The following is an 18,983-nucleotide window of genomic DNA, read 5'->3' as shown; positions in this document are numbered from 1 at the left end:
GCGACGAACCCAACACCCCGCGAATGGAACGCTCTCCCTCGATGGCCACCCCCTGCCCCCGCCTCACCTTGCTGGCCCTCTCGGCGGCCCTGTGCGCGTCCGCGTGCACCGGCGAGTTCCAGCACGACGTGGGCGTGGAGGCGTGGCGGCAGGGCCACCCCGAGGTCGCGGCCAAGCACTACGCCAAGGCCTGCGACAAGGGCTACGGGGACTCCTGCTACAACCTCGCCCTGCTCGAGTTCGAGGGCGACGGGGTCCCCCAAGACGACGCCGCCGCCTACGAGCACTTCGAGCGGGCCTGCGCGCCCACGGACCTCGACGCTTGCTACTACGTGGCCATGCTCGCGGGCGAGGGCCGGGGCACCGCCCGCGACGACGCGCACGCCAACGTCCTGTTGAACATGGGCTGCGAGCGCGCCCACGCCCTGTCCTGCGAGCTCTACGGCGTGCGCATCCACGACGGGCTGGGCGTCCAGGCCGACCCCGCCCGCGGTCGAGAGATGGTCGATCGCGCCTGCGAGCTCGGGGGAGAGCAAAGCTGCAACCAAGCCGGCATCTTGCACTGGCGAGCCGACGATCTCGTCCGGGCCGACATCTTCTTCGCCAGGGGCTGCGAGCGAGACGAGGACCCCACCGCCTGCTTCAACCTCGCCAACGGCCAGGGCCTGCCCAAGTCGCCCGAGCAGATCGAGGCCCTGCTCGCCAAGGCCTGCGAGTTGGGGGAGCCCGACGCGTGCACGGCCAGTGACCCCGAATGACCCTGACAAACCCTAAAAACGAGAGGCGAGGCTCCCGAAGGAGCGCTCGCCTCTATCCGGTTCAAAGCAGACCGCTCAGAGCTGCTTGGCGCAGAACTCGCGGAGCTTGCGGGGCCCGGGGTTGCCGATCATCTGGTCGACCTTCTGCCCGTCCTTGAACACGAGCAGGGTCGGGAGCTTCAGGACCTTGAAGCGCGTGGCGATGTTGGGGTTTTCCTCGACGTTCAACTTGACGATCTTGAGGGCGTCGCCGTGCTCGTCCTGGGCTTTTTCCAGGTGAGGCACCATGGCTTTGCAGGGCGCGCACCAGGTCGCCCAGAAATCGACGACGACGGGGGTCGAGGAGTTGATGACGTCAGTCTCGAAGGTCGCGTCAGTGGTGGAGGAGAGGTTGGACATGCTGCTTCTCTGTTGCTCGATCGAAGGGGCTAGCCGGCGGGAGAGCGACTATGTCGCCTGAGCGGCCGCTCAATCAAGGCCCGGCGCAACTAGCGCGACTCCCCAAGTGGCCGCCACGGGCCGTACACGCGGCGGGTGAGTCCCCGCCTGGGGGACGATCCCCCTCGCCCGGGCTCTTCGATGGGCCGCTCCGATTGTTTCACGGTAATCAAAGAGATTTAGTCTCGCGCCGTCAACGCCTCCCGCGCACCGCGGGCTTTGGATCACGCCAAACACAGCGCTCGCTGTTCGGAATCGAGGCTTTGCCGGTTTGGGGGGGTGCGGTAGCAACACCCAGGATCTCGGACCGAAGCTGCGCTAGGGTGGCAGAGCCCCGCACCCGGGTCGGCCCTTCGGCCGCGAACGCCAGTGGACGTCAAACGGACCAGCTCTTTCAAGCTCCTCGGCCAAGGCCCGAGGCTCGAGGTCGAAGAGCACGAGCGCGCCCACGCCCAGGTGCTCCGCGGCCTGTCCCTGCCGGCGGCGTTGCTCGACGCGTCGGGCATCGTGCTCGCCGCCAACCGAGCCCTCGCCGAGGTCTTGCGCATGGATCGCAGCACCATCGAGGGCGAGCCCGTTTTGATGTGGATCCGGCGGCCGAACGAGCGCGAGGCCTTCGGCCGCGAGTTCCTGGGCCTGCGCAAGCGCAGCCCCGGCCAGGCCTTCACCCGCGACCTCGAGCTCGCGCCGAGCCTCGGACCCGCCCTGCGCTTTCGAGTCCGCGCCGCCAAGCTCGACGCCCACGAGGTCTTGCTGACCTTCGAGCGGTCCCAGGTCGCCGACGCCGAGACCGAGTTCGGGCGTGCCGTGACCCGGGCCCTCGACGGCCTCGACCAGGGCGTGCTGCTCGTCGACGGCGAGGGCCGCATCGTCCACGCCAACCCTTCGGTCCAGGATCTGCTCGGCGACGCCATCGTCGGCCGCGGCCTGCTCGAGCTGGCCGAGCCCGCCTTCCTCGATCAGCTCGGGCGCGGGCTGGCGCTGGCCCGCGACGGCAGCTGGATCGGCGAGATCGACCTCAAGCGCCTCGACGGCGAGACCGTGCCCGTGGAGCTCTCGCTGGCCGCTGGATCCGGCGAGGGCGCGCCCGCCGTGGTCCTGTGCCGCGACCTCCGGGAGAGCCGGCGGCGCGCCTTCGAGGCCCAGATCACCGCCCAGGTCGACCGCGCGCTGGTGTCCTCGGCCGAGCCCCGCGAGGCCATCTCCGCCGCCTGCCAGGCCCTCGCCCGCGGCCTCGGGGCCCTGCGCGTCATCGTGCTCACCCGCTTCTCGGGCCACTGGGAGCGCTGGACCACGGCCCAGGACAGCCCGCCGCGCTTCGTGCCCCTGTCCGCGTCGACCCGACCGCCGAGCGCGTGGGCCCAAGACCGCGGCATGCACCCCCTCGAGCTCGTCGGCGGCCACCCAGCCCCCGCCCTCGCCGCCCTGCTCGGAGAGTTCAACGCCGCCGCCACGGGCCTGCGCATGGCCCTGCGAGCGACCGGCGGCGTCGTCGGCTACCTCGTGTGCGCCTTCGATCGCCGCGAGCCCTGGGGCGACGAAGAGCTCGGCCTGGTCGCTACCTTGGCCCCGCAGCTGGCCATGGGCCTGGCCAACGGCCTGCTCATGCTCGAGACCCGGGCCCTCGCCGCCTACCAGGCCCGCGTCCTCGACCAGACCACCGTGCTGCTCAACTCCCTCGACGCCGAGGGCCGCGTGGTCACCTGGAACCGCGCGAGCGAGCGCCTCGTCGGCATCTCCAGCGACGACGCCAAGGGCCGCCTGTTCGGCCTCGAGGTCGCCCGCGCCCAGGACCTCCCGCGCTGGCGCGAGATGTGGTCGACGCTGCTGCGCGACGGCGTCATGGCCCGAGAGATCATCTTGCTCGGGGCCGAGGACGACGAGATCCCCGTGCACCTCGAGGGCCGCCTGCTCCGCGACGGCAGCGAGGTCAAGGGCGCCGTGCTGGTCGGCCTCGATCTGCGCATCCGCCGGGCCCTCGAAAAGCAGGTCCTGCAGTCGCAGAAGATGGCCGCCGTCGGCCTGCTCGCCGCGGGCATCGCTCACGAGATCAACAACCCGCTCTCGGGCGTCGTCGGCTACTCCAAGCTGCTGCTGGAGAAGCCCCTCGAGCCCAAGATCCGCGAGAAGGTCGAGCGCATCGCCGCGTCCGGTGAGCGCTGCCGCAAGATCGTCGAGGGCGTGCTGCTGTTCTCCCGCTCCCAGCAAGGCGGCGAGCGGACCGAGGTCGATCTCGCCACGCTCGTAGACCGGGTAGTCCGGGTGGGCGAGTACCAGTGGAAGATGCACAACGTGCGCATCCTCCGGGAGCCCGAGCAGCTCGAGCGCCCCCTGACCTTGATGGCCGACGCCGACCAGATTGAGCAAGTCCTGCTCAATCTGCTGTCCAACGCCGTCGACGCCATGCCCCGCGGCGGGACCATCCGCATTCGCCTGGGCGAGGGCGAGGCCGATACGGTCATCTTCGCCGTGTCCGACGAGGGCATGGGCATCCCCGAAGAGATTCGCCACAGCATCTTCGACCCCTTCTTCTCCACCAAAGAGATCGGCAAGGGCACCGGCCTGGGCCTCTCGATCTCCTACGGCATCGTCCGCGATCACGGGGGTGATATCCTCCTCGAATCGCAGCCGGGGCGCGGGACCACCTTCACCGTGACCCTGCCCCGCGAAGGCCCGCCGCCCCCAACCGCCCCCCCGCCATCCGATACGGAACCCAGTTAATGAGTCGCGGACGTACACCCCCAGTCAAGGACACCTACTCGACCCACGACGTGGCCAAGATCTGCTGCGTCACCCCCACGACAGTCATCCGGTGGATCGAGGACGGCCTCATCCCCGCGTTCAAGACCGTCGGCGGCCACCGGCGCGTGCGTCGAGAGGACCTCGAGAAGGTGTGCCGAGATCGCGGCATCCCCTTCAACGTCCCGACCGGCACGGAGGTCGGCCGCATCCTCGTGGTCGACGACGAGCCCGTGGTCCTCGAGCTCGTCAGCGACGTGGTCAAGGAGCTCAACCACAAGTTCGAGGTCGAGGTCGCCAAGGACGCCTTCGACGCCGGCCGCCTCGTCGCCACCTTCCGCCCCCAGCTGATCTTCCTCGACCTGATGATGCCCGGCGTCGACGGCTTCGAGGTCTGCACCCGGCTCAAGAAGGACGCGGCCACGACCAACACCGAGGTCATCGCGATCACCGGCTACTACACCGAAGCCAACATGGAGCGGATCATCAACGCCGGCGCGGTGGCTTGCCTCAAAAAGCCCCTCGACGTGCTCGAGGTCCGCGGCCGGGTCATCGAGGCCTTCAAGCTCAAGGACGAAGAGGTCCAGCAGGCGGCCAAGCAAAAGGGCGCGACCAAGGTCCTGGTCGTCACCCAAAACGCCGACTTTCGGACCAAGGTCCGCGACGAGCTGACCCAGGCCAAGCCCGCCGTCGAGGTGCTCACCGCCCAGACCGGCGCCGACGCGACCCTCGTCGCCAAGACCGCCCCGCCGCACCACGTCATCGTCTCGCTGACCGTGCCGGACCTCGAGAGCAGCAAGGTCATCTCAAAGCTCGCCAGCTCCGAGCACAAGCCGCAGATCATCGCCGTGCACGACGAGCCCACCGACGAGATTCGATCGGCGGCCCGCGACGCCGGGGCGCGCATGTGCCTGCCCACGGCCATGGTCAGCGGGACCATCCGCGAGCTGCTCGGGGTCTGACCGGCGCAAGCGATTCCCTCGCTCGCCAGGACCCAAGTGACGGCTCGAGCCCTATCCTGCCCGCGTAGGCAGCGATGCGAGTCTCGAGCCCTCTCTCCGTGCGCGCGTGCCTGATCGGCGGGCTCAGCCTCGTCGTCGGCTGCGGCGGCGCCTTGCCCTCGCTCGGGGACGCGCCCATCGACCCCAGCGTCGAGCCCCTCGAGCTTCGCCGGCTGACTCGCGTGCAGCACGCGGAGCCCGGCGCCGAGCCGCCCGCGCCCGAGCCCTCGGCGCCCTCGCGTCCGCCCATGGACGCGAGGGCGCCGAGGACCCCGAGACGTGTTCTTGCCGCTGGCCCCGGGCGCGACCCCCGAGGACATCTTTGGCCTGTGCGAGGCCAGCGGGGTCCACTGCCAGGTCCTGCTGCTGTCCACCCCCGACCGCCTCTACCTGCTCTCGGACCTGTCCAGGGCACTGCGCGACCAATTCGCCGCGCGGCCCCCTGGGTGCGCAGTCAAGGGCTCCCCCGCTCGACCCAGGCGCTGCGCGACGGGAAGGTCGGGACCTCAGTCCGAGCCGTCGATGACCCGGAAGGCCGCCCGGCGGGTCTGCGCGCGCTCTTCGCTGGCCCCGTTCGACTCGGCCTCGGACGCCGCGTCGGCGGTCGGCGCTGCCTCGGGCTCGCTCGCGACCTCGGGCGCGGCCTCCACGGGTGCTGCCTTGGGCGGTGCTGCCTTGGGCGGTGCTGCCTTGGGCGGCGCCGCCTCGCTCGCCTCGCCTCGCTTCTTGCGTCGCTTTCGGCGCGAGCGCTTGGCCCCGCTGTCGACCTTCACCTTGGCGAGGTTCGGATCAATCTCGGCTTGCTCGGCTTGCTCGGCTTGCTCGGCTTGCTCGCTCGGCTCCGGCTCGCCCTCGTCCCCCACGGCGACCAGGCGCGGCTTGGGCTTGGGGGCAGGCTTGGGCGCGGCTTGCTGGCGGCGGACGGACTCGGGCATGGCCGCGTCGAACTTCATCCCGCGACCGGTCTCGCGGTCGAAGATCATGTAGATGGCGGCGAAGGGGAACACGCAGCGGGTCACGAAGCCGCCGAAGGACAGGTCCGCCTCGACGCCGACCTCGGTGAAGGCCAGGTCCAGGGGGTACTCCGGGTCGAGGTCGATGATCAGGCTCTCGCCGTGGCGCTCGACCACGAAGTCCGGACACACGACCTGCTCTTGGGTCACGTCGACGCGCAGTCGGGGGCAGCGGCCCTCGCCGTGCAGCGTCTCGATCATGCGTTGGATGGGGTGCATGGCTCGCCTGGACAGTACCAGAGGAGCCGTGCCGCGACACGCGGCCGCGCCCTGCCCTACTCGCTGGCCGACTCGTCGCCCGAGCTCGGAGCGGGCCGAGCCACGTCGAAGCCGCGGGCCAGATCTTCCACTCGCCCGTCGCGCTCGAGCTCCAAAAAGCGGCTGTCCGCGAGGGCGCAGGCCTCCGCCCGGGTGTGCAGGCACAGCGCGATCGGGAACAGCCGCGACCACGAGCGCCAGTCGTGCCCGCCCCGATACTCGGCGTAGTGGTGGGGCACGTCGTGCTCGACGAGGTGGCGGTGAAACTCACGGTTGCTCGGCAAGAGGCCTGGGATGTCCCGGCGACCCACCCCCAGGAACAGCCGCGTGCCGTGGAGATCGGCGGCCGACTGCAGCTGCTCGAAGGGGTTGCTCGCGGCCACGCGCTCGCGGTCCTCGGGGCCCACGGGGCCGAAGATGCGCTCGACGGGGACGCGGCGCATGAAGCCGCCGTTGAGGAAGTTCATGGTCCGATCGGTGTCGAAGATCGGGGCGCTGAGCACCGTCGCCGAGGCGAAGCGATCGATGTGGTGGACGGTGGTGTAGATGGTCCCGGCCCCGCCCATGGAGATGCCCATGAGGTGGAGGTTCTCCCGGCCCTCGGCGATGGGGTAGTCGGCGCGCATGGCCGCGATGACCTCGTCGACGACGAAGTCCTCGTAGTGGTGGCTGCCGTCGTGCCAGTTCATCCAAAAGCCGCGCTCGCCGTCCGGGGCGACGAGGATGAAAGGATCGAGCACCCCCGCCTCGATCCACTCGTCGAAGGTCGCGGTGATCTGCGCGTGCTCGAACAGCACGGTCTCGTCGTCGCCGCCGCCGTGGAGGAAGACCACCAGCGGCAGGGGCGTCTCGCCGTCCCAGCCGGGCGGCGTATAGACCGAGTAGGCCATGGGCCGGCCCTCGAGGGCGCTGTCGAGGGTGGTCGCCGAGACCCGCCCGTCCTCGATGGCGCCGGAGCTCGACGCACACCCGCCGAGGATCGGCACTCCGAGGATCGCCAAGAACGCCAGGTTCCGAGCGAACGCACACACCCAGGATCCCCACTCTTCGCGGTCGCTGCGCAGCATGATCGCGGCATAGCCGAGGTCGCCGGAGCACGCACGGCGACCTCGGCTCGGGCCGCGAATTTGGCCGCCGAGGCCGAGCCAGGGCCGCGCAGTCTCAATCCGCGTGAGCGGCCCTCACCCGTGCGGAGTCCATCGTCGCGGGCCGACCGCGCACCTTGACTCGACGGGCGCGAAGGATAGAAGGCCGCACATGTCCAAGCGCATCGTCCACATCATCGGCACTGGGACCATCGGCGAGCCTCTGATCGGCCTGTTCACGGCCTTCGAGAAGCAGTGGGAGATCGACGAGGTCACCTTCCACAAGCGCACGCCGCTGACCGACGAGCGCGCCAAGGTCGAGAGCATGATCCGCCGCGGGGCCAAGCTCGTCGTCGACTCGGACAAGGTCAAGGACTTCGAGGGCATCGGCCACACCGTCAGCTACACCGCCGACGAGGCCATCGCCCGAGCCAGCGCGGTCATCGACTGCACCCCCGTGGGCAACCAGCTCAAGCCCCGCTACCTCGAGATCGCCGGGCCCAAGGTCTACATGGCGCAGGGCAGCGAGTTCGGCTTCGGCCAGCAGTACGCCCGCGGCATCAACGACAGCGCCCTCAACCTCGACGAGCGCTTCGTGCAGATCGTGTCCTGCAACACCCACAACATCTGCGGGATGCTCAAGACCCTCGGCGGACAGGTCAACGGCGACATCGCCGTCGAGGACGCGCGCTTTTTGTGCCTGCGCCGGTCCACGGACATCTCCCAGGCCTCGGGCTTCATCCCGGCCCCCGAGGTCGGCAAGCACTCCGACCCGCGCTTTGGCACCCACCACGCCCGCGACGCCTGGCACGTGTTCAAGACCCTCGGCCACGACCTGTCGCTGTTCTCGAGCGCGGTCAAGCTGCCGACCCAGTACATGCACGTGCTGCAGTTCTCCATGACCCTCAGCCAGCCCACGACCAAGGCCAAGGTCATCGAGCGCCTGCAGTCCAACCCCCGCGTCGCCCTGACCGAGAAGCGCTCGGCCGCGACGGTGTTCTCCTTCGGCCGCGACCACGGCTTCTACGGCCGCATCCTCAACCAGACCGTGGTCCCCCCGGCTTGCCTGCACGTGTCCGAGGACGGCCTGCGCGTGACCGGCTACTGCTTCACGCCCCAGGACGGCAACTCGCTGCTGTCGAGCATGGCCTGCGCGCTGTGGTACATGGACGGCTCGGATCCCCGCCAGCGCCTGCAGGAGACCCTGCACCCCTACATGTTCTCCGAGATCTGACCTCGCCCCGGCTTCGTCGCGCTCCGCTCGTCCCTCCGATGCGGGCTGAGCCGTCTAGCTAGAACTCGAGCCCGCAGGGCCCGAACTGGGCGTCGCACTCGCCAGCGTACAAGTGCGGCGAGTAGCACGCCCAGCTCGCCTGGAACTCGGCCGCGCACACGCCCGCGAGGCAGTCGCGGACAGCCGCCACGTCGGTGAAGTCTGCCTCGCAGTTCAGCGCCAGGCACCCGACGACCGCGTCGGCCTCGTCGGGGCAAAAGGCCTGGCCGCAGCCGTTTAGCGCCGGCAGCAGGCAGTCCCCGCACGCGCTCGGCTCTTGCTCGCTGCAGTCGAGGAAGCACAGGCCGTCCTCGGGCTGGCAACTCTGCTCGGCGCACTCGAGCATGCCCGGGCAGGCCGCGGTCGGCTCCGCTTCGACGTAGGGCTCGACCATCGCGACGACGTGCAGGCACATCTCGTCGAGGGTGCCCTCGCCGACCGCGACGGGCCCGGGCGTCCGCTGCTCGCCGTCGACGATCGGCTGGTTGGCCGCCGAGTTGTCGAAGGTGCACGAGTAGCGCAGGGTGTCGCCCGCTCGGACCTCGACGAAGTCGCCGAGCTCGAGGTCGTAGAACTGCTGCCAGTCGAAGTCCCAGTCGTCGATGCGCGCGATGCAGGTCTGCTCCCCGTCGCGCTCGCGGTGCAGGTCGATGCGCCGCCCGAGCAGGTGCATGTGGGGCATGACGGAGAAGATCTGCTTGGTCTGCGGGTCGTCGATCTCGAGGCTGAACTCGACGGTGTAGGCCGGGTCGTCGGCGGGGATGTCGAAGAAGCCCGAGAGCAGGGGCATGGACACGCGCAGCCCCGGCGCCTCCGCCCTCGTCGCCAGCTGCAGCTGCGAGTCGTCGGGCGATGCGACGCCCCCCCCGGTGAAGTAGTGCATCTGCGCGACCAGCTTCGAGCCCGGCTCGACGACGAAGGCCGAGTCGTCCGGGAACTGGACAGGCAGGCCCCCGGGCGCCCACACCCCCATCGGCTGTCCGCCGTGCCCGGAGCTGCCGAAGCACGCGTAGCCAGGCTCGGGGGAGGCCGCGTCCGCGGCGAGCAGCGAGTCGGCGCCGCTCGGGGGCACCAGGTAGAAGATGATGTGGTGGACGACGGCCGGGTCCCCTGGCACGACCTGGTAGCCGGTCAGGTAGGTCTCGTCCGCGAAGTCGATGTCCATGACCAGGCAGTGGTAGTCGTCGGGCGTGCTGGCGTCGGGGGTGTAGGGCTGCGCGGACCAGACCACCTCGGTGACCCCCTCCAGCTCGAGCGTTGGGGGCTCGACGGGCGTCGCGTCAGCCGGATCGCCCTCGGCCATGCCCTGCTCGATCCAAGTCAGCACCGTCTGCTTGTCCTCCTCGCTCATCCTCCGCTCCCCCGCGAAGCTGCGGCAGTCCGGATCGGGCTGCCAAGGCGGCATGCTCCCCGCGCGGATCGACTCGTCCACGAGCTCGGCGAAGTTCACGAGCTGCTCGTAGGTCGACAGCTCCATCGGGCCGAGGCCGCCGGCCTGGTGGCAGCCCCCGCACTCCGCCGCGATGATCGGCTGCACGTCGCGGTAGTAGGTCGAGGCCTCCGCGTCGGACTCCTGCGGGTCCGAGGTCGCGGGCTTGCAAGCCGTCGAGGCCAGCGAGAGCGCAAAGAGGGTGACGAGGGTGAGCGGTGAGGGGAGGCTGGACTTCATGGCGAGGTTGGGGGCTCTGGGGGCTTGGAGGGCGTGGGCTGGGACAAGGCGGCGAGGACACCCGCCCGCAGGAAGGTCCAGGTCCGCTCGAGGAAGTCGTCGAGCTCGGCGCCCCCCCGGGGCAGCGAGAGCCCGAAGCGCTCGAGCGCCGCGGCGTCCTCCGCGAGGTGCGTCCCGAAGAACAGCAGCAGGCGGGCGGCGCCTTCGACCGACGCTGCGTCCGCGCTCGAGTCGAGGCGCGCGAGCAGGACCTCGAGCTCGGCCTGCATCGCCTGGCTGGCGCGCCCGACGAAGGCGTCGAGCTGCGGGACGATCGCGGCCTCGCTCGCCGTGCGAACCAGCAGCCGCGCCGCCGGGTCCCCGTCGACGTGGACCCGGACGGCGACCCGCATGCGCGACTCGTACCAGTCGCGCAGCGCCTGCTCGGGATCCTCGCTGCGCTCCGCGCTGTCGGGTACCGCCGCGAGCATCCGCGCATGGGCGAGCTCGAGCGCGGCGTGATACAGCCCAGCCTTGTCCCCGAAGTAGTACTTGATCGCCGCGACGTTGGCGTTCGCGCGGCTCGTGATGGCTCGGGCGCTCGCGCCGGCGTAGCCACGCTCGGCGAACAGCTCGAGGGCGGCCTCGAGCAGCGCGCCTCGGCGAGCATCTCCGTCTCTGCGCGTCGGGGGGCGTCGCGATCCAGCCACTTCTAAGTTAAACAGACGTTTAACTTAGAAGTCAAGCGATCAAATGGGCGAGAGCCCCGATATGGCCCCGGGGCGCTGCTCAGCCCGCCATGAAGCGCTCGGCGTAGGGGAAGTCGCAGCCGAGCGCGTCGAGGCCCTCGAGGACCATGGCGTCGATGCGCTGGGCCTGGGCGGCGCTGAGCTCTTGCTTGCTGGAGCCGGCCTTGCCCGAGCGGACCATCTCGCCGCGCTGCTTGCCGGTCAGCAAGGGCAGCCGCGGCGGCGCGAACTGGGCCTCGTGGGCCTTCATGTAGTCGAAGCCCCCGCGGCGGATGACCTCGGCCCGCTCGGCGGGCGCGAGGGCGACGCCCATGACCTCGGCGATGGCGTCGACGGCCGCGCCGAGCTCCCGCTTCATCGCCGCGAACTCGAGCACGCAGACGTTGGGCCGGTCGCGCATCGCCCAGTAGCCGGCCAGGTGCCCCGGCCAGGTCGTCAGGAAGCTCCCGGGCTCGAGCGCCAGGTCGACCCAGGCGTCGAGCCCGACGTGCCCGCGCAGGCCGAACACGCCGGTGAGGAAGTAGTAGGCCGAGACGCACACGTCCTTGGGGTCGCGGATCACCGAGACGTACTTGGCCTCCGGGCCGTAGGGGACGTAGTCGGCCTCGAGCGCGGTCTTGATCGCCCGCAGCCCCGTCGGGGCGCCCGCGGCTGGGGCCGGATCGTCGAGGGCGACGATCCCCGGGAAGCGCGAGTCGGGCCAGGCGACGAGGTCGTGGACGTGCTCGAACTGCGCCGCCCCCCGGTGGGCGATCTGCACGACCAGCTGCATCGCCCAGTTCGTCCCCGACTTGGAGAAGCAGGCCACGAACACGTCGCGCGCGGCCGGCCGGTGCCCGGCGAAGACCTCCGGCTTGCGGTCCTTGGAGGTCATGCGCTGGAGCAGCACGGTCAACGCGCGCGGCCCCTGGCCCACGGCCCGCGCGCTCCGGAGGATCACCTGGAGCGGCGTCATCATGCTCAACAAGGGCGGGGGCTGGCTCAGGCTACGCTTCGGCACCCGGCCATCGTGCCGCCTCGACGGCGCGCTGGGTAGAGCGCGTGAACGGCGGTCCGCCGGGGCGAGACGAGGCCTGATACTCTCGCGCCGAGCCTTGCCGATCATGGTCGCGGACAACCCCATCCTCGCGTCGACGACCTCCCTGCTCGACCGCCTCGACGATGAGACCCTCGAGGCCGCCGAGGAGGCCGTCCACGCCCACGCCCGCGAGGCGATCGGCGAAGCGCTGAGCCTCGAGGACGAGCTCAACCTGCTCAAGGCGGCGAAGTGGATCGCGGCCGATGCCAACGGCAAGCTCTCGGCCCCCGAGCGCCGCTGCCTCCAGGACATCCTCGCCCGCTACCACATGCCCGAGGACGTCCAGGATCACCTCCTGGCCTTCGACGTCAGCGACGTCCGGCGCGAACACGTCGTCGCGCTCATCGAGCCTGGGAGCATCCGCGGGCCCTTCTTGCTCATCGGCGCCCTGGCACTCGCCGCCGTCGACGAGCTAAAGGACACCGAGCGCGCGCGGGCCCGCGAGCTCGGCGACGCCCTCGGCCTGAGTAGCGACCGTGTCGCAGCCTACATCGCCGAGGCGGAAGCTGAAGCTCACGCCTACCGCCGAGATGACCGAGGCATGCTCCGTCGCCTCCGTGCGCTTCGATTTGCGCTTTTGCGATTGCGCTGAGCGGCGCCCGCCCTTGACAACGACGGTCCCCGATCCCGAGTATGGTGGCGCGCCCGTCCCACTCTATAAACGCTCTGAGCACTGGAAAAACGACGATGTATCGCCTCAACTCGCTCCCTCCCCTCGTCTCGACCCTCGCCCTCGTTCTCGCCGCGACGGCCTGCTCGGACTCGGGCACGGGCGGCGAAACCTTCGGTGACGGCCCCTCGACCATCACCCTCGGGGGCGGCGACAGCAACAGCAACTCGGGCGACACCGACGAGGCCGGCGACGACAACGACAGCAACGACGACACGCCGATGGACGGCGAGGACGAGGCCGAGGAGACCACCACCGGCGGGGTCAAGCTCGACACCCTGCCCTCGGACGAGGAGGGTCAACAGTCGGCCGACGACGGCGCAGGGAACACGGGCTGCGCGGCCATCGACTTCCTGTTCGTGATCGACAACTCGGGGTCCATGGGCGACAACCAGGCCAACCTGATCGCCAGCTTCCCGGGCTTCATTGCGAAGATCCAAGAGACCATCGCCGACGTCGACAGCTACCACATCATGGTCGTCGACACCGACGCCTACTGGAACGACTGCCAGATCGAGTGCAACTTCTTCCCCTTCCTGTGCGTGTTCGACGGCATCGACGGCTGCGCGGGCGCGCCCTCGGTGTGCGACGAGACCCTCGGCAGCGGCGTCACCTTCCCCCTCGGGGACGACGCCTCGAACGAGTTCTGTGACCTCGCCGGCGGCCAGCGCTTCATCACCCCGCAGGAGGACTTCAACGCCCTGCCCCAGAAGTTCAACTGCATCGCCTCCGTGGGCACCGACGGCGACAACAGCGAGCGCCCCATGGCCGCGCTCACCCAGGCCATCGGCCCGACCCTCAACGGCCCCGGCGGCTGCAACTCGGGCTTCCTGCGCGACGACGCCGTGCTGGTGTTGACCATCATCACCGACGAAGAAGACACGGACTCCCCCGGCACCGCGGCGGGCTGGTACCAAAACGTCGTCGCCCAGAAGATCGGCGACGGCTCGGGCGTGGTTACCCTCGGGCTCATCAACGACCAGGAGGGCATCTGCCCGGCCGAGTCCCAGGATCCCGCGAAGATCCGCGAGTTCGTCAACTACTTCCCCAACCACATCGAGGGCTCGGTGTGCGAGGCCAACTACACCGACTTCTTCGAGCAGGCCGTGGACCTGATCGAGAGCACCTGCGACGAGTACGAGCCGATCGGCTAGTGGCTAGTCCCACGTGTCGAGCCCCCCGTCGACGTCGTCGGCGGGGGGCTCCTCGCTTCGGGCGCGAGCGCTCAGCGCTGGGGAGGCTGAGCCCCGAGCGTTTGCCAGGCGTGGCGCTGGGCCTCGCGCTTGGCCTGACGCAGGGCTTTGGTCGCCTTCGCCCGACCCTTGCGGACCTTGCTCTCGACCCCCTGGCGGGAGTCCCAGCGCGGCCTCCGGCGCTTGGTCGCCCGGTGGATGGTGGCCTCGTCGACCTCGGGCAGACCGTGGCGGCGGCGCAGCTCGTTGGTGGGCTGGGCGTCGGGCTCGGTGGCGCACTTGGCCGTGTAGACCTCCTTTTGGTGGCCGTGCTTGGCCAGGTAGTCCTCGGGCTGGTAGGGCCCGCGCTTGCGCATGGTCTCGGGCGAGGGCACGCGATACCACTGCTTCATGATCATCACCTCCTCGGGCACCTCACCGTCGTGCTCGAGGGCCCACATCCGGCAGTGGTAGCGGGCGACCCACTTTTGGTAGTGCTTGCCCTTGCCGGTGACCCGACGGGTGATCTTGCCCATGCGGTCGTAGATGAACCACGGCTGGATCTTGTTCCGCGGCGAGTTCGCGTCGGTGTAGAGGTCCCACAGCTCGCCCTCCGCGTCGGTGACGAACACCTTCATGAACACGTTCGAGCGCGTGGGGTTGGGGGCGAACATGTTCCACGACTGGTGGGTCTGGGTCCGGTACATCCACGGCTTGACGACCTCGCGGGCCGGCGCGCGGAACGAGCGGGTGCAGTCCTTGTCGGGGATCGACCAGGCGGCCACGCACGCGAGGTGGACGGCGACGAAGGTCATGACGACCCCGCGGCCGAACGCGCCGTAGGCGTAGACCCAGCCGTCCTTCGCGTCGCCACTGTCGCTGCTCTTCGTGCCTTCGCGGCCGCCGACGAGGCGCCCGCCCAGGGCGTAGGCCGTGGGCAGAGCCACGCCGAGGACCAGCGGCCAGGCCCACCACGAGACGTCCTCGACCCGAGCCAAGACCCCGGCCACGACGCCCGCGAAGCTCGCAACGAGCACGCCGACGGGCAGCAGGCGCGCGCCCACGAGGGGCTGGCTGACGCGCCGCAGGCCCTTGGCCTCGCGCTCTCGGATGAACTCGAGCGACTCCGTGGGGGTGATCGCCTCCCCGCGCACGACCCACTCGGCCATGCCGGGCACGCCCAGGCGGGCGAGGGCCATGCCGAGGCGGCGGAGGATGACCGCGACCTCGGTGCCGTTGAGGCAGGCGATGTACACGGCGATCATCACCGGGGCGAACATCCCGATGTTCATGAGCACGAGGATGTGCAGGTGAAAGAACAGCCCGAGGGTCAGCCACAGCTTGCGGCCGAGGAACACGGTGCAGAAGCTCTCGAGATCCAAGGTCCACTCGTGGCCGCGCAGGCGCAGGACCACGGGGCGATCCCGGAGCCGCCGCCAGCCGAGGGCGAAGAGGGTGATGAACACCAGCCAGCCGCCCGCGACCAGGCCACGGAGCGCGCCCAGGCTCAGCTTGGCGTCCGGGGGAATGTGGACCGGCAGGCCGACCCAGGTGATCGCCAGGGCCAGCAGCGCCAGGCCCAGCCAGCACGCCCGCAGCGCCCAGCGACGCCAGGGCTGCTCCGGACGCTCGAGGCCCTCGCGCCGCGCCCAGCGGACGATCAGCCCGAGCACCATGAGCCCAAAGCCCATCTGCCAAAAGTGCACGGTCCAGGTCATCATCCGAAACAGGTTGGTCCCGAACACGTAGCCGAAGTACTGGGTCGGCACCCGCGAGAAGTGGTCGAGGTTGAGGGCGTAGTAGAGCGAGTCGCCCTTGGACCACACCGAGCCCGTCTTGGCGCAGCCGGTCCACAGGTAGATCGTCACCAGCTGCAAGAGGATGAGCATCCGCGGCCAGGCCGGGATGCGCCGGTAGATCGCCTCGAGCTCCCGAGGCTGCTCGCTGTCCTTCCCCTCGTCGTCGCTGACGATCGCGCCTGCCCCCTCACCGGGGCCGTCGCGCTCGCTCAGCCGACCGGCGCGGCGCAGCTTTCGGCAGCGCAGCCAGTTGTCGATGCTGTAGGCGTGGCCGCAGCGCGAGAGCACCAGGTAGACGAACATCACCCGGAACACCACGTCCGCGCCCGACTGGTAGATGGGGCTGCGGTTCATCAAGCCCAGGGTCAAGATCAGGCTCAAAAAGCCCATCGCCCGGGTTCGAAAGCCGAGCAGGAAGGCGATCGTGGCGATCTCGAAGACCGCGATGTAGCCCCAGAAAAAGCCTGGCGAGTCCCAAAAGTGCAGCAGGCTGTAGCGCGGGCCCTTGGCCCACCACAGCACCGCGCTCAGGTCGAAGAAGCCGGCGGCCTCCCCTTCGCCGCCCAGGCCGTAGCCCCAAAATTGCCTGCCGGCCCCGTACTGGCGGGCCGAGTCGCCGAGGTAGAGCCCCTCGTCCGTGAACAGGAACTCGAAGTGGGCCCACATGTTGTTGATGTTCAGCAACAACACGAGGGCGAAGACGATGCGGAAGGCCCCGAGGCTGCGGGGATCTTCCGTCCTCAACCAAAACGCGCGCACCCGCTCGACGTCGAGGACCGCGATGGCCATCACGAGCAGGGCGCAGGCGAACACCAGCCAGCCCAGGGTCGGACCCAGGGCCAGCGCTTGTTCGTTGGGGATTGTTTCGGCCGCGAGCAGGGCGCCCGGGCCGAGGGCAGCGATTGCAGACGGGATGCCAGACATGTCGACCCGTCCTCAGAGTCCGCGGTGGCCTTCTTCCGAGCTCCACAGCCAGCGCAGCAGCAACCAGCCGGCGCTGCCCATGGCGAGCCACAGACCGATGAGCAGGTAGAAGGCCCATAGATCCGGGCCGGTGGGGCGGACAAACGCAAGCGAGATAGGCATCCCGTCCACGGTGAAGGAGTGACCAGTCCCGGGAAAGCGCTGGCTTTTCGTGCGCCAACGCTTCGGCGCGCATGCGCAATGTTGTCGCGTCGACACCAAAGACGACGGCCGCGACGCGCAATCACGTCGCGGCCGCCTTGGGGCCGACATGGAGAAACGAACTCTCAGCGGGTCGGCCAAAACGAGTTTGGCCCCCCCTCTGTCTATTTTAGCCGTCGTGGACGACGCCACGCCCTCCCTGCCCCACGTCCACGACTCAGGGACTGGTCAACGAATCCACGCCCCCGATTGCGGGGGCGACCACCAGCCTTCTCGTAGGCACGAACTCCATTGCCCACCAAGCCAAAGCGGAGGAGCGGAGCGACGAAGCGCCCCCGGTCTCGAGGCGCTCGTGGGGGCAAAGTAGAACTCAGCGAAGGTGCAGCGTGTAGGTGTGGAAGCCGCCGTTTTGGGTCTGCGGGAACTTCAGCTTGGCGCTCTGCTTTTTGACGCAGCGGCCGAGCTTGGACTTGGCCTGGGGACCCGAGACCGAGGCCCGGCTGACCTTTCCGCTGGGATCGACGCGCACCGCCACCTTGACCGTCCGGCGGAGCTGGCCGTCGGAGCAGCGACCGGCGCGACGGTAGAGGTCGCGCTTGCGGGCGTTGAAGTGGGCCGAGCGCAGCTTCGAGGGGCCGACGTCGACGACGTCCGGGCTCTCGGGCGCCAGCGCGAGCTCGACGGCCGGAGCGGGCGCCGGGGCGGGCTCGCGCTCTTCGGCGCGAGCGGCCTCGTCGTCCCGAGCGACCTTCGAGCTCGCCGCGCGCAGGCTCTCGCCCGAGTTCGAGCTGACGTGCGCGGCTGCCTGGGAATCCGCGGCCTCGACGATCTGCGTGGCCGAGCGGGTCTCGTTGGCCAGCGCGCCGCCCCAGGCCAGCGCCAGGGAAGCCGCGAGGGCACCCACGCCCACCCAGCGAGCCTGGCGCGAGCGACCGCGACGACGGCTCGAGCGCGGCGCGGACACCAGATCGACGACGCTGTGGCTGTTGGTGGTGCTCGAGGGCTTCGCTGCGGCCGCCTCACCCGGGCTGGGGATCCACCCGGGTACGCCGGCCACGGGCTCGAGCTGCTCGGGCTCGACCTCGGCCAGCTCTTCGACCGGCTCGAGGCTCACCGGGACCGTCGCCGCCTGGCTGATCTCCACGGGCTCCGCGAGCGAGCAGGTCGCAAAGGGACGCAGGCGGCGGAGCTCGAACAGGACCTCGGCCGCGTCCGCCGGGCGCTGCTCGGGCTCCTTGGCCAGCATCCGCTGGAGCAGCTCGGCGAGGGCCGGATCCGAGCCGGCCGGCAGGGTGAGCTCGGGCAGCTCGCCGTGCAGGTGATCTTCGAAGACCTTGAGGCTGGGCCCGGAGAAGGGCGGCGCGCCGCTGAGCAGCGCCCAGGCGACCGCCCCGAGGCCGTAGACGTCGGTGCGCGGGCTCAGCTCGGTGCCGCGGATGACCTCGGGCGCGACGTAGTCGGCCTTGCTGACCAGGGACAGCGCGCGGCCCCGGGAGCCGGCGCCGCCCAGCGCCGGGAGCAGCCCAAAGCAGCGCAGCTCGATGGGCGCGCGGCCGCTGTCGGCGTCGTTGATGAGCACGCAGTCGGGCTCCACGCAGCCGTGGACCAGACCGTCGACGTGGACCGAGGCGAGCCCAGACGCGATGGCCTGGAGCAGGCCGAGGGCCTCCTCGTAGCCCACGGGGCCCTGCGCCATGCGCTGACCGAGGCTCTCGCTGGCCTCGTCGCGCTCGGTCACCAGGTAAGGCCGGCCGTCGATGTCGACCCCGTAGTCGCGCAGGTCGACCACCGCCGAGCCTTCGTCGCAGGCCGAGGCCCGCGTCTCGAACAGGCGGTCGCGGACCTCGTCCCCGGCGAACTCCCGGCGAAGGCGCAGGAAGGACACTGTGACGCCATGGACCACGTCGAAGGCGCGGTAGCGGAGGCCAAAGGCGCTGCGGCACTCCACGTCCCGAATCTCGTAGCGGTAGGCGATCGTGGTCCCGGGATCCAAGACCCCCCGGGTTCGTGCGCCATCAGCGGCGGGGCGGCGATCGTCGGCTTTGTCTTCCATCTCGAACAGCTCCTTCATGACTCGCGGTCACCATGCGCCTTCCGCTCCCTGCCAGGCGCCGAGCCCACCGCGGCTCACTTCATATGTGTTCTCAGCCGTGATCTAGAGTCCAAAAAAAATCGAT

15 protein-coding genes are annotated in these 18,983 nt (G+C 69.9%); 6 read left to right on the top strand and 9 right to left on the bottom strand.

Annotated elements, in window-relative coordinates:
- The first annotated feature begins 41 nt into the window (after positions 1-41).
- Positions 42-758, top strand: coding sequence for a tetratricopeptide repeat protein (locus tag PPSIR1_RS29935; RefSeq protein ID WP_198154644.1), 717 nt, complete (start codon positions 42-44; stop codon positions 756-758).
- 75 nt (positions 759-833) lie between these two features.
- Here PPSIR1_RS29935 and trxA read toward each other — a convergent pair whose 3' ends face one another.
- Positions 834-1,157, bottom strand: coding sequence for a thioredoxin (gene trxA / locus PPSIR1_RS29930; RefSeq protein WP_006974963.1), 324 nt, complete (start codon positions 1,155-1,157; stop codon positions 834-836).
- Positions 1,158-1,565: 408 nt separating this feature from the next.
- Here trxA and PPSIR1_RS44235 point away from each other — a divergent pair, with 408 nt between their 5' ends.
- A complete protein-coding gene (locus PPSIR1_RS44235) occupies positions 1,566-3,917 on the top strand; it encodes an ATP-binding protein (protein ID WP_006974962.1) in 2,352 nt (783 codons plus the stop codon).
- Complete coding sequence (locus PPSIR1_RS44230; protein ID WP_086001825.1) at positions 3,917-4,897, top strand: response regulator; 981 nt, start codon at positions 3,917-3,919, stop codon at positions 4,895-4,897. Before PPSIR1_RS44235 ends, PPSIR1_RS44230 begins: the two co-directional genes overlap by 1 nt.
- 545 nt (positions 4,898-5,442) lie before the next feature.
- Here the strand turns inward: PPSIR1_RS44230 and PPSIR1_RS44225 are convergent.
- Together PPSIR1_RS44225 and PPSIR1_RS29910 are read right to left on the bottom strand one after the other, a co-directional pair.
- Entirely contained in the window at positions 5,443-6,168 is a 726-nt protein-coding gene (locus tag PPSIR1_RS44225; RefSeq protein ID WP_006974960.1) for a ClpXP protease specificity-enhancing factor SspB, read from the bottom strand.
- Positions 6,169-6,224: 56 nt separating this feature from the next.
- Entirely contained in the window at positions 6,225-7,274 is a 1,050-nt protein-coding gene (locus tag PPSIR1_RS29910) for an alpha/beta hydrolase (protein ID WP_006974959.1), read from the bottom strand.
- A 190-nt stretch (positions 7,275-7,464) separates the two neighbouring features.
- Between PPSIR1_RS29910 and PPSIR1_RS29905 the strand changes: the two genes are divergently transcribed.
- Positions 7,465-8,526, top strand: a complete 1,062-nt coding sequence (locus tag PPSIR1_RS29905; protein ID WP_006974958.1) for a hypothetical protein — start codon at positions 7,465-7,467, stop codon at positions 8,524-8,526.
- 58 nt (positions 8,527-8,584) lie between these two features.
- Here PPSIR1_RS29905 and PPSIR1_RS29900 read toward each other — a convergent pair whose 3' ends face one another.
- The 3 genes from PPSIR1_RS29900 to PPSIR1_RS29890 form a co-directional block, all read right to left on the bottom strand.
- Entirely contained in the window at positions 8,585-10,234 is a 1,650-nt protein-coding gene (locus tag PPSIR1_RS29900; protein ID WP_006974957.1) for a monooxygenase, read from the bottom strand.
- Positions 10,231-10,923 carry a TetR/AcrR family transcriptional regulator gene (locus PPSIR1_RS48440; RefSeq protein WP_006974956.1) on the bottom strand — a complete coding sequence of 231 codons (693 nt, stop codon included), beginning with the start codon at positions 10,921-10,923 and terminating at the stop codon, positions 10,231-10,233. The genes PPSIR1_RS29900 and PPSIR1_RS48440 overlap by 4 nt, the downstream gene beginning before the upstream one ends.
- 79 nt (positions 10,924-11,002) lie before the next feature.
- Positions 11,003-11,962, bottom strand: a complete 960-nt coding sequence (locus tag PPSIR1_RS29890; RefSeq protein WP_006974955.1) for a sulfotransferase domain-containing protein — start codon at positions 11,960-11,962, stop codon at positions 11,003-11,005.
- Positions 11,963-12,065: 103 nt separating this feature from the next.
- On the opposite strand from PPSIR1_RS29890, the gene PPSIR1_RS48435 reads away from it, so the two are divergent.
- Positions 12,066-12,632, top strand: a complete 567-nt coding sequence (locus tag PPSIR1_RS48435; RefSeq protein ID WP_006974954.1) for a hypothetical protein — start codon at positions 12,066-12,068, stop codon at positions 12,630-12,632.
- Between the two features lie 95 nt (positions 12,633-12,727).
- Positions 12,728-13,864, top strand: a complete 1,137-nt coding sequence (locus PPSIR1_RS29880; protein ID WP_006974953.1) for a hypothetical protein — start codon at positions 12,728-12,730, stop codon at positions 13,862-13,864.
- A gap of 71 nt (positions 13,865-13,935) precedes the next feature.
- Here PPSIR1_RS29880 and PPSIR1_RS29875 read toward each other — a convergent pair whose 3' ends face one another.
- The 3 genes from PPSIR1_RS29875 to PPSIR1_RS29870 form a co-directional block, all read right to left on the bottom strand.
- Positions 13,936-16,605, bottom strand: coding sequence for a hypothetical protein (locus PPSIR1_RS29875; RefSeq protein ID WP_006974952.1), 2,670 nt, complete (start codon positions 16,603-16,605; stop codon positions 13,936-13,938).
- A 12-nt stretch (positions 16,606-16,617) separates the two neighbouring features.
- Positions 16,618-16,767: a hypothetical protein gene (locus tag PPSIR1_RS48430; RefSeq protein WP_157596117.1), complete on the bottom strand. Its 150-nt coding sequence runs from the start codon at positions 16,765-16,767 to the stop codon at positions 16,618-16,620.
- A 409-nt stretch (positions 16,768-17,176) separates the two neighbouring features.
- Positions 17,177-18,877: a protein kinase domain-containing protein gene (locus PPSIR1_RS29870; protein ID WP_006974950.1), complete on the bottom strand. Its 1,701-nt coding sequence runs from the start codon at positions 18,875-18,877 to the stop codon at positions 17,177-17,179.
- Positions 18,878-18,983: the final 106 nt, after the last annotated feature.

It is taken from the genome of Plesiocystis pacifica SIR-1, assembly GCF_000170895.1.
In the GTDB taxonomy this organism is placed as follows: domain Bacteria; phylum Myxococcota_A; class Polyangia; order Nannocystales; family Nannocystaceae; genus Plesiocystis; species Plesiocystis pacifica.
The sequence above is the reverse complement of the archived record's forward strand: the minus strand, read 5'-3'. Positions and strand labels throughout refer to the sequence as shown.